Source organism: Rothia nasisuis (genome assembly GCF_928381405.1).
Lineage (GTDB): Bacteria > Actinomycetota > Actinomycetes > Actinomycetales > Micrococcaceae > Rothia > Rothia nasisuis.
The window spans coordinates 1-13,523 of record NZ_CAKMSB010000002.1 but is presented as its reverse complement, the minus strand read 5'-3'; the positions used below and the strand labels follow the sequence as shown (position 1 = coordinate 13,523).

General features: G+C 56.8%; 13 protein-coding genes. 6 read left to right on the top strand and 7 right to left on the bottom strand.

Annotation, left to right across the window (positions count from 1 at the left end; genetic code table 11):
- Positions 1-72 precede the first annotated feature (72 nt).
- Entirely contained in the window at positions 73-1,248 is a 1,176-nt protein-coding gene (locus L6966_RS01565; protein ID WP_083091004.1) for an HIRAN domain-containing protein, read from the top strand.
- 102 nt (positions 1,249-1,350) lie between these two features.
- On the opposite strand, the gene L6966_RS01560 is transcribed toward L6966_RS01565, so the two are convergent.
- From L6966_RS01560 to L6966_RS01545, 4 genes are all read right to left on the bottom strand, one after another.
- Positions 1,351-2,514 (bottom strand): LCP family protein, encoded by a 1,164-nt coding sequence (locus L6966_RS01560; RefSeq protein ID WP_143539086.1) that lies wholly within the window; start codon positions 2,512-2,514, stop codon positions 1,351-1,353.
- A gap of 166 nt (positions 2,515-2,680) precedes the next feature.
- Positions 2,681-2,938 (bottom strand): type B 50S ribosomal protein L31, encoded by a 258-nt coding sequence (locus tag L6966_RS01555; RefSeq protein WP_083091002.1) that lies wholly within the window; start codon positions 2,936-2,938, stop codon positions 2,681-2,683.
- 96 nt (positions 2,939-3,034) lie between these two features.
- Positions 3,035-3,913 carry a TrmH family RNA methyltransferase gene (locus L6966_RS01550; RefSeq protein WP_237232774.1) on the bottom strand — a complete coding sequence of 293 codons (879 nt, stop codon included), beginning with the start codon at positions 3,911-3,913 and terminating at the stop codon, positions 3,035-3,037.
- Between the two features lie 41 nt (positions 3,914-3,954).
- On the bottom strand, positions 3,955-4,755 hold the full coding sequence (locus L6966_RS01545; protein WP_083091000.1) for an ABC transporter ATP-binding protein: 801 nt from the start codon (positions 4,753-4,755) through the stop codon (positions 3,955-3,957).
- 30 nt (positions 4,756-4,785) lie between these two features.
- Here L6966_RS01545 and serB point away from each other — a divergent pair, with 30 nt between their 5' ends.
- Together serB and L6966_RS01535 are read left to right on the top strand one after the other, a co-directional pair.
- Positions 4,786-5,721, top strand: coding sequence for a phosphoserine phosphatase SerB (gene serB / locus L6966_RS01540; protein ID WP_237224952.1), 936 nt, complete (start codon positions 4,786-4,788; stop codon positions 5,719-5,721).
- Between the two features lie 24 nt (positions 5,722-5,745).
- Positions 5,746-6,447: a CPBP family intramembrane glutamic endopeptidase gene (locus tag L6966_RS01535; protein WP_237224953.1), complete on the top strand. Its 702-nt coding sequence runs from the start codon at positions 5,746-5,748 to the stop codon at positions 6,445-6,447.
- Positions 6,448-6,756: 309 nt separating this feature from the next.
- Here the strand turns inward: L6966_RS01535 and L6966_RS01530 are convergent, their stop codons facing one another.
- Both L6966_RS01530 and L6966_RS01525 read right to left on the bottom strand, forming a co-directional pair.
- On the bottom strand, positions 6,757-7,497 hold the full coding sequence (locus tag L6966_RS01530) for an SDR family oxidoreductase (protein ID WP_237224954.1): 741 nt from the start codon (positions 7,495-7,497) through the stop codon (positions 6,757-6,759).
- Positions 7,498-7,782: 285 nt separating this feature from the next.
- Positions 7,783-8,490: a beta-ketoacyl-ACP reductase gene (locus L6966_RS01525; RefSeq protein ID WP_237224955.1), complete on the bottom strand. Its 708-nt coding sequence runs from the start codon at positions 8,488-8,490 to the stop codon at positions 7,783-7,785.
- Between the two features lie 181 nt (positions 8,491-8,671).
- Between L6966_RS01525 and L6966_RS01520 the strand changes: the two genes are divergently transcribed.
- The 3 genes from L6966_RS01520 (at position 8,672) to L6966_RS01505 (ending at position 11,240) form a co-directional block, all read left to right on the top strand.
- Positions 8,672-9,160 (top strand): DUF3099 domain-containing protein, encoded by a 489-nt coding sequence (locus L6966_RS01520; RefSeq protein WP_083090996.1) that lies wholly within the window; start codon positions 8,672-8,674, stop codon positions 9,158-9,160.
- A gap of 253 nt (positions 9,161-9,413) precedes the next feature.
- Positions 9,414-10,376 (top strand): SURF1 family cytochrome oxidase biogenesis protein, encoded by a 963-nt coding sequence (locus L6966_RS01510; protein WP_237224956.1) that lies wholly within the window; start codon positions 9,414-9,416, stop codon positions 10,374-10,376.
- A gap of 126 nt (positions 10,377-10,502) precedes the next feature.
- Positions 10,503-11,240: a metal-dependent hydrolase gene (locus L6966_RS01505; RefSeq protein WP_237224957.1), complete on the top strand. Its 738-nt coding sequence runs from the start codon at positions 10,503-10,505 to the stop codon at positions 11,238-11,240.
- Positions 11,241-11,828: 588 nt separating this feature from the next.
- Here L6966_RS01505 and abc-f read toward each other — a convergent pair.
- Entirely contained in the window at positions 11,829-13,379 is a 1,551-nt protein-coding gene (gene abc-f / locus L6966_RS01500; RefSeq protein ID WP_419721875.1) for a ribosomal protection-like ABC-F family protein, read from the bottom strand.
- Between the last annotated feature and the right edge of the window lie 144 nt (positions 13,380-13,523).

Genomic DNA, 13,523 nt, shown 5'->3' with positions numbered 1-13,523 from the left:
TTTGCTCACCATAACCGGCCGTATCTGTGAGAAGCTATAGAGAGTATGATTCGATGGGAGAAGGAGCCTCAAGTGACCGACTACGTACTGGGCGATCGCGGCACAGTTCAGGTCATCACCGATGACTTTTATGATGCTGAAATTCTTCATATTTTTGAAGAGCTGTTGATTGATCGTGAGCGCGTATGGCACGGTATGGCCCGTCTTATTCCTGAGCCTGATAATCCCTATCAGCCCAATGCTATTGCGGTCTATGTGGACAGTCTTAAAGTGGGGCGTCTTTCTGCTGAAGATTCTGCGACCTATTGGAACCCTATTACGCGTGTTGTGGCTTCTGGTCATAGCCCGCTGGCTCGTCTGCAACTCACCGCGGTCTTGCGCGGGGTAACCGGTGCGACCCACATTGAGAGTGGTGGCTTGCTTTCGCTGAGCGCACCGGGGTCGCTCTTTCCGCTTAACGCTGTGCCGCCCCAGGCCGCGCTGCTTCCGCAGGGAGCGTCAATGAAGGTGCTTGATGAGAAGGATCACTCGGAGTATCTGCATTCCATCCTGCCTTCTTCGGGTGAGGGTCGCATGATTCTTTCTTTGGAGAATAACCAGATTATGCATGCGGACGGGCGTGTGGTTGAGTCTGTTGATGTGTTGCACGACCGTAAGGTTATTGGCCGCTTATCGACTCAAATTTCGGAGCAGCTAGCCCCCGTGATTCGTTATGTTTCTGAGCGCGATAAAGTCGCTAGCGCCTGGGGTACGATTCGTGGCAATGCCTATGAGCTCTCTGTTACAGTGCAGGCAGAGCGCACCGCAGAGATTCCAGCGGCGTGGTTTGATGAGCTGCCCAACTATTTACCGGAGTTGGTACCGCCTGCATCGTCTTATGACGTACCTGCCGCCTACCGGGCCACTGAGGGTGAAACCTTCAGGGCAACATCGTCGAAGAAGAAACGGTCACTGGCGCCGTCGTCGAGCCATGTACCTGCCGAAACGGCCGGTGCTGTGGAGCAGTCAGCGGCCGAAGGTCTAAAACCGCGCCCCTCTGCCTCCCTTGGGCTACAGCGGGTCTCTGTGCTCTTAGGGCTCATGGGCGGCCTGGTGCTTATTGTTGGCCTTGTTGTTATTTTTTTTGAGCCTCTATTGGGCATCCTGGGTGTTGTTTTGGGGGGTTCTATTGCCTTCATGGCTCTCTTTTTTGGGCGCGATAACTCCTACACCGCAGAGGAAGTCTCGGCCGACCCGCTTGAGCACTAACCCTTTCTAGGTAGCTGGTAAATAGAGCTAGGGCCCCAACCTTCACACGAGGCTGGGGCCCTAGCTCAAAGGCCAACAATCCTAGCGCATCAACAGCGAGAGCTATTGAGTGACAGCTCCACCGTAGGTGGAAATAAAGTTGGGCATGGTCTCGGACTGCAGGGAGTTGGCAAGCGCACTCGTTGCATAGGCATCGAGAATCACGATGGACTGCCCATCCCAGGACCAGCCGGTACCAGCATTAGGCAGGGTCATCGTTACCAGCTGGGTGTTACCGTTGCGCAGAACGGGTTGAGCGATTCCCACTATGGCGGTCGGTGACAGGCCGGAGTCAACGGTCATGTAGGGAGATACTGATTCGATAACATTGAGAAGTTTAGAAGCCGAGGCGAGAGCCCCATCGGCGCGCAGCTGGTTGTAGACACCGCGCAGGAAGGCGCGCTGGTTACGCACGCGCTGGTAGTCGCCGTCAGAGAAAGCGTAACGTTGACGAACGAACTCGAGTGCCTGGTCTCCGTTGACCGTTTGTGAGCCAGCGGCAAAGCTGTAATTGTCAGTGGAAAAGCTGAGAGGCACGTCAACCGTGACTCCACCCAGCGTATCAACGAGAGACTTGAAGCCTTCAAAATCAATTTCAGCAACGTGATCCATGCGCACGCCCAGTAGCTGTTCAACGGTCGCAACCTGTAGGTCTACGCCGCCGTAGTTCAGCCCAGCATTCACCTTATGGGAACCGTAGCCGGGTATGTTTACCCAGGTGTCACGCATAATCGAGATAAGGTAGGCGGCTGACCCGTCCTCAGGAATGTGCAAAACCATGATGGTATCTGCACGGGCACCGGTGACGTGGGCGGCCTCAGCGCCGGTCCGCTGGTCAGAGCCCAACAGAAGAATATCGGTTGCCGCAGTGTCTACCGGGCGCCCGGTAACTACGCCGCCTTCGTAGATGTCAAGAATACCGTTACCGTTGGCATCACCTTCGGTGATATTGCTGGCTAAGCTCTCACCGTCAGCGTTGGTCATCTGCTTTTCAGCGTCCTTGGCCCGGTCGACCATAGCCTGCAGCTCGTCGCTGTGCACGGAGCTCACAGACCCGTCTTCGTTGGGCATAGCGTTGTCAAAGGTCTGTGACCGGTTCCAGGCCTGGTTGACCAAGAACAGGTAGCCGCCGATGGCCACCACGGGGATAAGCAGAAGGATCAGCAGGGTAACCCAAAGGGCCTTTCTCTTCTTCTTTTTCTGAGGTTCTTCGACCGTATCTGACACGGTACCTCCCATAGGTTTCTCTCAAAAAGGCGCGCCGCAAGAGGGGGGCGACGCGTTGGGGTGAATCGAACCTAATTTTACGCAGTGAACCTGCAAAACACCCCGCAACGCGTGTAAAAACCACGGGTTACGGGGTGTGATATTAAGCTGTAGGAGCCTTACTAGGCTAGGCTTTCTTGCCGAAGTTTGCGAAGCGAGCGTTGAAGCGCTCAACACGGCCTGCGGCGTCCATGATGCGCTGCTTACCGGTGTAGAAGGGGTGTGAAGCCGATGAGATTTCAACCTCAACGAGGGGGTACTCGTTACCGTCCTCCCATTTTTCGGTCTTCTGAGAAGTCATGGTTGACTTGGTCAGGAAAGTCTCGCCGGATGCGAGATCACGGAAAAGTACGTAGTTGTATTCAGGGTGGATGCCAGCCTGCATAATGTTTACCTTCTTCGTGCCCTGGATTTTGCCAGTGCATATCTTGTTGCTACCGGGGCGGGTGCCTACCGGTGGTTGTGGTTTACAACCGAGGCTCTACTCTACCACCTTCGGGCGGGTTTCCCAGAAGGCTACGGCTGAGGCGGCCGCTACATTCAGAGAATCTACGCCGTGGCTCATAGGGATGATGACCGTGTGCTGGGTGGCTGCCAGGGTGGAGGGCGCCAGCCCGTGCCCTTCGGTCCCTAAGATGAGGGCCAGTTTCTTATCCTCCCGGGAGGCCAGCTCAGGCAGGGTCAGTGAGTCGTTCCTGAGCGCGAGCGCGGCGGTGGTAAAGCCTGCTTGGTGCAGGGTTTCTAGGGCACCCGGCCAGGACTCTAGGCGGGCCCAGGGAACTTGGAATACGGTGCCCATGGACACGCGAATGGAGCGGCGGTAGAGCGGGTCAGCGCAGCGTGGGGTCACCAGCACCAGATCAACGCCCAGGGCTGCTGCGGAGCGGAAGATTGCCCCGACGTTAGTGTGGTCGACAATGTCTTCGAGTACGGCTACCCGCCGGGTGTCTTCTAGTAGGTCGGTGAGCGGAGCAGGTTCAGGTCTCGCCATGGCGGCTAGGGCGCCGCGGTGGAGGGCGAACCCTGTGACTTGTTCAAGGGCGTCCTCGTCTCCTACATAGGCGGGGATGTGGGGGTGGTCTTGGAGGACGTCGATGAGGTCATCGGCCCATTTGGTGCTCATGAGAAAGGAGATGGGCTGGTGGCCTGCGGCCAGGGCACGGCGGATGACCTTGGAGGATTCAGCGATATAGATGCCCCACTCTGGTTCTTTGAGAGAGCGGAGTTTGACGTCGGTGAGCTGGGTGTAGTGGCGGGTCGCTGCCTCTGATGCTTCTGACAGGGGGCGCACGGACGGTAGGGCTGCTACGCGCGCCTTACGTTCAGCCAGTTGGGCCGCGGTGAGCTGTTGTGGTTTCATACTCTGGTGGTTGAGGACGCCGGTGCGGAGCTGGCCTGCCCCTAGCGGTTTGTTCCGGTGGTGGCAAAAGCCGAGTAGCGGCCGGAGTCATGGACGGTTACATCTAGATTTAGCCCGTACGCGGACGAGATGTTTTCTTGGGTCATGACCTGACTGATGGGGCCAGCTGCCACCACCTCGCCTTCGCGCAAAAGCAGGGCGTGGGTGAAACCTGTTGGGATTTCTTCAAGGTGATGGGTGACCAGAATGGTGGTGGGGGCCTGGGGGTCAAGAGCCAGGGCGGTAAGGCGGGCTACCAGGTCTTCGCGGCCTGCGATGTCCATACCTGCTCCGGGTTCGTCAAGTATCAGCATTTCGGGGTCGGTCATCAGGGCTCGGGCAATCAGCACGCGTTTCTTTTCGCCTTCTGAGAGCGTGCCGAAGGGGCAATCGGCCAAGTGGGCTACTCCCCAGTCTTCAAGCAGAGCCCTGCCCTGATTGTCGTCAAAGGAGTCGTATTCTTCGTTCCAGCGTCCTGCCACTCCGTAGGCTGCGGTAATGACCACGTTAAGTGCTGTTTCATTGCCGGGAATCTGGGCGGCCAAAGGCGCTGAGGAGAGACCGATGCGGGGGCGTAGTTCAAAAACATCTACCGCGCCAAGAATTTCGTCCAGAATGTCTACCTCACCACGGGTGGGGTGCAGGCGGGCAGCGGCGATGGAGAGCAGGGTGGTTTTGCCTGCGCCGTTGGGGCCAAGGACGACCCAGCGTTCGCCCTCTTCAACTGACCAGGAAACATTATGGATGAGATTTTTACCGCCGCGGGTGACAGTAACCTTATTAAGTTCGAGAACTGATGCCATGGTTCACAACTTTAGTAGATAATGGTGGCTATGAGTACTTCTGTGAATATTGTTGCTATTTCTCGCGCGGACGCCCCCATTATTGCTACCGAGGAGCAGCTAGTGGCCGCTCTGCAGGCGGTGGAGGGCCTGGAACTTGAGTCCGGGCTCTTGATGGAGGTTCCTGCCTCTCGTGTTGAGCGTGAGGCTGAGGGCCCGGCTTATTCGGTTTATCTGGCTTCTGCTGGGTGGGAGCGCGGTGGCGTTGAGGACGCCCGCGGCGCCCTAGGGCTGCTCAATGGGGCGCGCTCGCTGGGTTTTGACCTGAATGTGGTGCCCGCTGAGCTAGCCAATGATGAGAAGAAGCTGCTCATCATGGATGTTGATTCCACCCTGATCCGCCAGGAGGTCATTGACGAGCTAGCTGCTGCGGCAGGGCGCGGCGCTGAGGTTGCTGAGGTCACCGAACGCGCTATGCGCGGGGAGCTAGACTTTGAGGCTTCCCTGCGTGAGCGGGTAGCTACCCTTGCTGGCCTGGATGAGTCGGTGATTGACGAAGTGGCCTCCCGGTTGCTCTACTCCCCCGGTGCCACCAAGCTGGTTGAGGTCTTTTTAGCAGCTGGCCACGAGGTATGCGTTGTATCCGGTGGTTTCGTGCAGGTACTCTCCCCACTGGCAGGCTACCTGAACCTTTCCAAGGCGCGGGCTAACGTCCTTGACATCATCGAGGGCAAGCTGACCGGCAAGGTGAGTGGTGAGGTGATTACCGGTGAGGTCAAGAAGGAGTCGTTGAAGGAGTGGGCTAAGGAGTTTGACGTTAAGTCCGCCCAGACCATTGCTGTGGGCGATGGTGCCAACGATGTGCTCATGATTCTTGAGGCTGAGCTGGGCGTTGCTTTCAACGCTAAGACCGCCCTGCTTGAGGTGGCCGACGCCCAGATCAATACCCTGCGCCTGGACGCGGTGCGCCACTTCGCTGGGCTCTAAAAGCAGGGGCAGGATGAAGGTATCATGATTCAGCAGCCAGTTGCAGGACGGCAAATACTGATTCTTTCAACAGGGATTGTTGGCTTAGTCGTAGTTCTCTTCGGAGCACTACTCATCGCCGGAAAACTACTTGAAGTTACAGCTGATTCATTGTGGGTGCTGCTCACGTCTACACTTGCGCTGCTTAGTACTTTACTTGCAGTGCTAATGGTTTCATCCTATAGAAAATGGAAAATTCCTGCCAATGAACTTGGGCTAATCAGGCCAAGTATGAAATTTCTACACCTGCTATGGCAAGGCCCAGTGATATTAGCAGTAGCTGTGTCACTCCAGATACTGACAATGCTTCTTATCGCAAAAGGACAAGCGAAAAGTAACTCTTCCAATTCTTTTGATGATTTGCTTGCGTCTACCCCAAATCTAGGACTAGTAGTTCTTTTTGCGGTAACGATGTCGGTGCTGACACCAGTATGGGAAGAACTATTTTTCAGAGGTTTTATGTTCAGCTGGCTAAACGCCAAGTTAAACGTTTTTCTGACCATCCTTGCTATTGGTATTGTCTTCGCCCTCGTACATGGGATGGTTCTTCTTACGCCTTACTATCTCGTGATAGGTGCTGGTCTGACATGGCTTCGCTATTTTCACGGAAACATATGGGCGCCATTGGCAATGCATATCACGCTCAACAGCCTGGTTGTAGTAATCGCTCTTGTTTCTTATATCTAGCTAGATAAACAAAAAGGACGCTGGTAGGTGGATACCAGCGTCCTTTTACGTTAGAAAGGGTTAGGTTTGGCAGGCTCGCAGCGAAGCTGCTGGCTCGGATGAAGTGAGCGAGTGCGAGCGCGCGAGCACACAAGAGCGAACGGAATCCGCCGTCAGGCGGGGCGTGAATCGCTGGTGATGAGCACCGAGATTCCGAGCGCGCGAGGAAAATAAATCTCGGTGAGAATTTGGCGAGCTTGCGAGCCAGCTTGTGAACCAGCGAGAGGGTCGGCAGCGAGCGCGAGCCTGCGAAACCTTTTGATCCTAAAGCTACTTGATGAAGCCGCCCGCGCCGCCGACCAGCTCGATGTGGCCGGTTTCAACATCGGCGGTCACCATCTTTGCTACTTCCTGGGCGAACTCGTTGACGGTGTAGAGCTTGCCGGCCTCTTCGCGGCGGGCCTCAATAGCGCCGGGGTGCAGGCGGTTGAGCAGGGCTGCGGTGACGGTGCCCTCGATCATGTCGGCGGAGACGACCACCAGGGAGATGCCCTTATCGGTGAGGGCAGGAATTTCTGCCAGCAGGGCGTCCTCACCGGCACGCTTGGACTCAGCTACCGGCTTGTACTCGGGCATGGTTTCTACTTGGCGGATGAAATGGGCCTGGTGGCTGGTCACGAAGACGATGCGGCCGCCCTCAGTCATTTTTTCGGCGGCTAGGCGGGCTAGGCGCAGCTGGGAGTCGCGGTTGAGCACCATGGCGTAGTCATCGGGCATACCGGCTTCCATACCACCGGAGGCGTTGAGGATCAGATAGTCCAGGGAGCCAAAATTCTCAATGGCGGCATCAACCAGGGTTGCGGCGTCCTCAGCCTTGGTGACGTCGCCCTGCACTGCAACGGCCTTGCCGCCGGCCTCTTCGATGGCGGCAACAATCTTGGTGGCACGCGGTGCCTTGGAGCGGTAGTTGACGATGATGTTAGCGCCCTGGGCGGCCAGGATCTGGGCGGTATCTGCCCCCACGCCACGGGAGGAACCGGTGATGATGATGGTTTTGTTCTGAAGTGACATTCTTAGTCCTTTTAAGCGTTGTACAAATGATTACTGCGGAGGGGTAAAGGGCGGTAGCTCCCCCGGCAGCCGACTGGCTGGGGCTGGCATGAATCGCCTGTGAGCGATAGCGAACCGGCGAGAAGGTTAGTCGGCAGAGGGGAGCTACCGCCCTTCGCTGGCACACACCGGCCAGGCTGCTCTTGTTTACCCCGTTAGTGCCCCATACCCATGCCGCCGTCAACGGGATGGAGTGCCCGGGTGCGAGCGCGCGAGCACTCAAGAGGGCACGGAATGTGATTCCCATTAGTGCCCCATACCCATGCCGCCGTCAACGGGAATCACAGCACCCGAGATATATCCTGCGGCGTCGGAGGCCAGGAAGAGGGCTACGTCGGCGATTTCTTTGGGTTCGGCGAAGCGGCGGGCAGGGATGGAGTCGGTGTACTGCTTTTTTAGCTCATCAGGGAGCTGCTCGGTCATGTCTGTTTGGATGAAACCGGGGGCGATGACGTTGGCGGTGATGTTACGGGCGCCGAGTTCGCGGGTGATGGAGCGGGCCATGCCGACGAGGCCTGCCTTGGAGGCTGAGTAGTTGACCTGGCCGGGGTTGCCGTAGAGGCCGACGACGGAGGAGATGAAAATGATGCGACCGCCCTTGTTTTTGAGTAGGCCCTTGGTGGCGCGTTGGGCGACGCGGAAGGCGCCGGTGAGGTTGGTGTCGATGACGGAGGTGAAGTCGTCTTCTTTCATGCGCATGAGCAGGGTGTCTTTGGTGATGCCTGCGTTGGCGATGACGACGCCAACGGGGCCGAATTCTGCTTCGACAGCGGTGAAGGCTGCGTCGATGGAGGCTGCGTCGGTGACGTCTGCTTTGACGGAGAAGAAGTCGGCGGGGGGTTCTCCGGAGCGGTAGGTGATGGCGACGTTGTAGCCGGCTTTTTTGAATTCGGTGGCGATGGCGTAGCCGATGCCGCGGTTGCCGCCGGTGATGAGTACGGTCTGCTTGGTCATAGTTTTCCCTTGCTGTGGGATTCGAGTTCTTGCCCCATCTTACGCGATTTAGCGGGGTGTGGTGGTTTGTGCGCTGAGAAGCGTGTTATGTGGTCTGGGCGGTCTAAGTTGTTGACGTGGACGCCCGCGGGGGCGGGGGTAGACTGGTGGGGTGAGTTTTACCCGAGCGGGGAGGTGCGCTATGGGACAAAAGTATTGGACGGCTGAAGATTTAACCGCTGCCGGTTATGCAACAGGCGAGTCTGAGGTTTTTGAAATCACGGACGCTTCTGAGCGGCAGTCAGTGGGGGTGAGTTCACGAGCTAAGGTTTACGCCTTCAAGATGTTTTTACGCATTGTGTGCATTGTTGCTGCGGTGTCTCTGGGGGGCGTGTGGATGTGGATATTTCTCATTGCTGCTGCGCTGTTGCCTTGGTCTGCTGTGGTTGTTGCTAACGGTGAGACAAGGCAGAGCGGTGGCGGTTTTTCGGCCATGCTTCCGCCGGAGCAGCAGGCTGCGATTGCAGAGGCGCAGGCTGACCGCGTTGCGCGGTCGGCGCAGGCACAGAGCAGTGAGCCCGGGGCCGGTCAGCAGGAGCCCGGTGATGTTTCTGCTGAGCCTGTGGTGATTGATGGTGAGATTGTTATAGAAGATTGTGAAGGGGCCGGACGCTCGGGGGCGGTGCGATGATGGATATTTTGGGTTTGTTGGGAGCAGGTGGCTCCCTGTCTGGTGCGACTGGACCGGGCTTTGTGAAGTGTAGCCGTAAGGGGTGCTCAGACCAGGCAGTTTTTGAGGTGCTGTGGAACAACCCGAAAATTCATGAGCCTTCTCGGCGCAAAAGCTGGGCGGCGTGCGCTGGCCATGTGGACTATCTCCAGGATTTTCTGGTGGCCCGTGGTTTCTGGAAGGAAACGGTGCCTCTGGGTTAGGGTTGTTGCTTGTGAAGAAGTACGGTTTTTTGCTTTCGGGTAAGTGGGTTGGCCTGTTTGTGCTCACTGTTGTGGCATCGCTGGTGTGCCTTTATTTGGCGAATTGGCAGATGAGCCGTAAGGAGGCTCTGGATTTTTCGAACGAGCGTATTTCACAAAACTATGATGCTGCTCCCCTGGATCTTAGTCAGCAGCCTCACCTTTTTGCGTCCTCCAATCCCGAGTTGCGCTGGCAGCCGGTCACCATGACCGGCACCTATCTACCCGAGCATCAGTATCTGGTGCGCAATCGCCCCTCTAAGGGGGTGAACGGCTATGAGGTGCTGGTTCCTTTTCGAACAGTTGACGGCCCTCTTGTGGTGATTGACCGTGGGTGGGTTGAAGCGGCTTTTGGTGATGCTGGTGCCACGGCGCAGTCAGTTCCTGCGCCTCCGTCTGGTGAAGTTACTGTTACCGCTCGTGTGGTTGAAGGTGAGATTGATACGGGTGGTTCACCTATAGCGGGTCAGCTCACCAGCATTGATCTTGCTGAAATGGCCCAGCTGACCGGTTTGCCGCTAGATACGGCTAATTATGGTGTTCTAGCTAGCGAGGATCCGGCGCCAGCGTCCGCACCGGTTGCCCAAGAGAAGCCTGAGGAGGACTACGGGCCTAACCTCTCGTACTCGGTGCAGTGGTACTGCTTCGCGCTCATGTTTTATATCGCCTTCTTCTGGTCAGCCCGGCAGAAGGTGCGCAACGACGAGCTGGATGCTCAGGTCATTGCTGAGTTGGAGGCCTACTATGGCCAGTTCTATGACGAGGCTGGTAACTACATCGGCGAAGAAGATGAAGAGATTATTCGCCGCCGAATGGAGTTTGTAGATGATATGCCTGCCCATATGAAGTCAATCGTTCGCCCCAAGGTTTCTCGGCGGGGTGCCAGGGTGACGGATGAAGAGGAAGAGGACGCTATCGTAGATGGTCTTCTGTGAGCGGGTGATTTTCTACTAGGGAAGTATAGTGTTGTAGCTGGCGTAAACTAGCCTGAATTAGAACACATATTCGACTCTGTGTTAAAGTGGTGCTTTACCTGATTTCGTCGAAGGGCTCACACCGCCATGATGGGTTATTCCCATTCTGTTTCTGCCGCTGCGGCCTGGTTGGCACTCAATGAGGCCGGGGTGCTGGGCATTGAAGACCCTACCGCGCTGGCAGTTACCACACTAGCCGTTGCGGGTGCCGGGGTGCTGCCCGATATTGACCACCATAACGGCACCATTGCACATTCCATACCGCCGGTCAGCCGCTGGGTGGCGCGGCTTGTGGGGAGTGTAGCGGGTGGGCACCGCAAGGGCACCCACTCAATCCTAGGTTTGGCGGCCTTCTGGGCGGTGGCCTTCAGCGCTGACCGATTAACCTATGCCGGTATACCCGTTCTGGCACTTGCCCTGGCAGGTTTTGCCGGCGGACTGGTTCTACGCACCTTCCGTGCACCGGGCGGCTGGCTGGGTGCCGGGCTTATTGTTGCCGGAACCTTGTACACCAACTCGCTGGCTCTGATGCCCTGGGCTGTACTTACCGGGGCAACCGCTCACGTCATCGGCGATGCCCTTACCACCCGTGGGGTCAATTTTTTGTGGCCAGCTACCGTCAAGCCGATGGTGGCTAGCAAGCTGTGGCGTAAGAGCGGATATATGGCCCTGCCTCTCTTAGGAGATTCCGGTAGCACCCGTGAGAACCTGTTGACGGGCATCCTATTGCTCTATATCGGCAGCTATGCGCTGGCCTTCTTAGGGCTGCTCCCCGCTTTCCCTCACCAGTTCTTGCCTCTCGTGTGGGGCAGGCTCGTCACCTAGTCCGGCCAATGATGCTGAGCAAGTAACGCTGTGACAATGACGTTGAGGGGCCGAGTGCTTGTGCACCCGGCCCCTCAACGTCATCACCCGTTAATCACTATGTTGTCACTCATCGATATAGGGGTTAGAAGGAAAACAATATGCGTCAGGCGAACCTATCTGTTCGAGCCCTCTGAAGATAGAGGGAAAATTAGTCCTCGGTCCAGAAAACGTCGACTTCTACGCCTTCTTCAGCGATTTCAGGGTAACGTACGTCGTGTGATTCCAGCATTGAATCATTCCTTTCAAGGTTCTACCTAACGTCAATGTCAGGTGTCTGGGCCACCTCATCTGTGAGGTGGTTTTCTTGATGTAGCCCTAACGGGCGCTTAACCTGCCGGGCTACTACTAACTGTACGCCGGGTATCCTCATGCTTTCTAGCCCTCACGGCCTGTTATCAAATCGTGACCTTTGTTTATAGGAAGAAAACCCAACAAACACACAGAAGGGAAAAATTCAATGTGGCGAGCTCAACGATGGGAGTACGTAAGAAACGGACACAAAGAGGTCAGTTGTCCGTACAAACAGACTAGACTCATATTTCCCTATCAAGCCAGAGAAATCAGGTCTTGGTAGTCCTTGCTCCACAGGTCTTCAACGGCATCCGGCAGAAGCAGAACCCGCTCGGGGTCAAGTGCCTCAACGGCACCCTCATCATGAGAGACCATCACAATAGCACCCCGGTAATTCTTGAGCGCATTGAGAATTTCTTCGCGCGAGGCCGGATCAAGGTTGTTAGTAGGTTCATCGAGCAGGAGCACGTTGGCGGACGAGGCCACCAGAGTCGCCAACGAAAGGCGGGTCTTCTCGCCACCAGAGAGCACACCTGCAGGCTTATCAACGTCATCGCCCGAAAAAAGGAACGAACCCAAAATAGTACGAACCCGGGTGTCATCAAGGTCTGGGGCAGCTGATTTCATGTTCTCAAAGACCGTGCGGTCGTGATCCAAAATTTCGTGCTCCTGAGCAAAATAGCCCACCTTAGCCCCGTGCCCATAGTTCACCTCACCGGTATCAGGAGCGGTGGTCTTGGCCAACATTCGGAGCAAAGTGGTCTTACCGGCACCATTAAATCCCAGCACCACTACACGGGAGCCCCGGTCAATAGCCAAATCCACGTCGGTAAAAATCTCTAGGGAACCATAGCTCTTAGACAGCCCCTCAGCAGAAAGCGGCGTCTTACCGCAGGGTGCAGGGTCAGGAAAGCGAATAGCCGCCACCTTATCAACCTGCCGCTCTTCTTCAAGTCCGCGCATCAGCCTTTCGGCGCGCTTGATCATCTGCTGGGCGGCAACCGCCTTGGTTGCCTTAGCGCGCATCTTATTGGCCTGCTCCATCAAGGCACTGGCTTTCTTCTGGGCATTGGCGCGCTCGCGCTTGCGGCGCGCTTCGTCCTGCTCACGTTGTAGCAGATAGTTCTTCCAACCCATATTGTAGATATCGATGACGCACCGGTTGGCATCCAGGTAGAAGACCTTGTTGACGACCAACTCCATAAGCTCAACATCGTGCGAGATAACCATAATGCCACCCTGGTAATTCTTCAAAAACTCACGCAGCCAGACCACAGAGTCTGCATCTAAGTGGTTGGTTGGCTCATCGAGCAGCATGGTATCTGCGTTGGCAAAGAGGATGCGGGCCAGCTCAACGCGGCGGCGCTGGCCGCCTGAGAGGGTGGATAGGGGCTGGTTGAGGACGCGCTCAGGTAGGTCTAGGTTGGCGGTGATAGTTGCCGCCTCCGACTCGGCAGCGTAACCACCACCGGCGATGAATTCGGCCTCAAGGCGATCGTAGCGGCGCATGCCCTTGGCGTGCTCCGCGGAATCTTCGCTGGCCATCATTTCTTGGGCCTGGCGCATCTTGCGGGCCACCCCGTCCAGGCCGCGAGCCGAGAAGATACGATCCTTAGCCAGCTGGGTCATGTCATCGACCTTGGGGTCCTGCGGCAGATAGCCAATAGTGCCGCCGCGAGTGACAGTGCCATCAGCAGGCAAAGTCAGACCGGCAAGCACCTTGGTCATCGTGGTTTTACCGGCACCGTTACGGCCCACCAAGCCAACCTTATCGCCCCTATCGATGCGAAAGGTGACACCCTCCATGAGCAGGCGAGCGCCAGCTCGCAGTTCGAGGTTGTTAGCTGACAGCACGGGTCTGCTCCTTGGGTGGGGGTCGGTTGGCCAGCTATCTATCTTACCGCCCTTGAGTGGTGCAGGTCGATGCTGGCGGGGGCGGCCAAGGGGGTG

Bases quoted from the DNA above. Each gene is read 5' to 3' on its own strand.
- L6966_RS01555 (WP_083091002.1), bottom strand. From the start codon at position 2,938: ATGCAGGCTGGCATCCACCCTGAATACAACTACGTACTTTTCCGTGAT.
- L6966_RS01550 (WP_237232774.1), bottom strand. From the start codon at position 3,913: ATGAAACCACAACAGCTCACCGCGGCCCAACTGGCTGAACGTAAGGCG.
- L6966_RS01545 (WP_083091000.1), bottom strand. From the start codon at position 4,755: ATGGCATCAGTTCTCGAACTTAATAAGGTTACTGTCACCCGCGGCGGT.
- serB (WP_237224952.1), top strand. From the start codon at position 4,786: ATGAGTACTTCTGTGAATATTGTTGCTATTTCTCGCGCGGACGCCCCC.
- L6966_RS01535 (WP_237224953.1), top strand. From the start codon at position 5,746: ATGATTCAGCAGCCAGTTGCAGGACGGCAAATACTGATTCTTTCAACA.
- L6966_RS01530 (WP_237224954.1), bottom strand. From the start codon at position 7,497: ATGTCACTTCAGAACAAAACCATCATCATCACCGGTTCCTCCCGTGGC.
- L6966_RS01525 (WP_237224955.1), bottom strand. From the start codon at position 8,490: ATGACCAAGCAGACCGTACTCATCACCGGCGGCAACCGCGGCATCGGC.
- L6966_RS01520 (WP_083090996.1), top strand. From the start codon at position 8,672: ATGGGACAAAAGTATTGGACGGCTGAAGATTTAACCGCTGCCGGTTAT.
- L6966_RS01505 (WP_237224957.1), top strand. From the start codon at position 10,503: ATGATGGGTTATTCCCATTCTGTTTCTGCCGCTGCGGCCTGGTTGGCA.
- abc-f (WP_419721875.1), bottom strand. From the start codon at position 13,379: ATGGAGGGTGTCACCTTTCGCATCGATAGGGGCGATAAGGTTGGCTTG.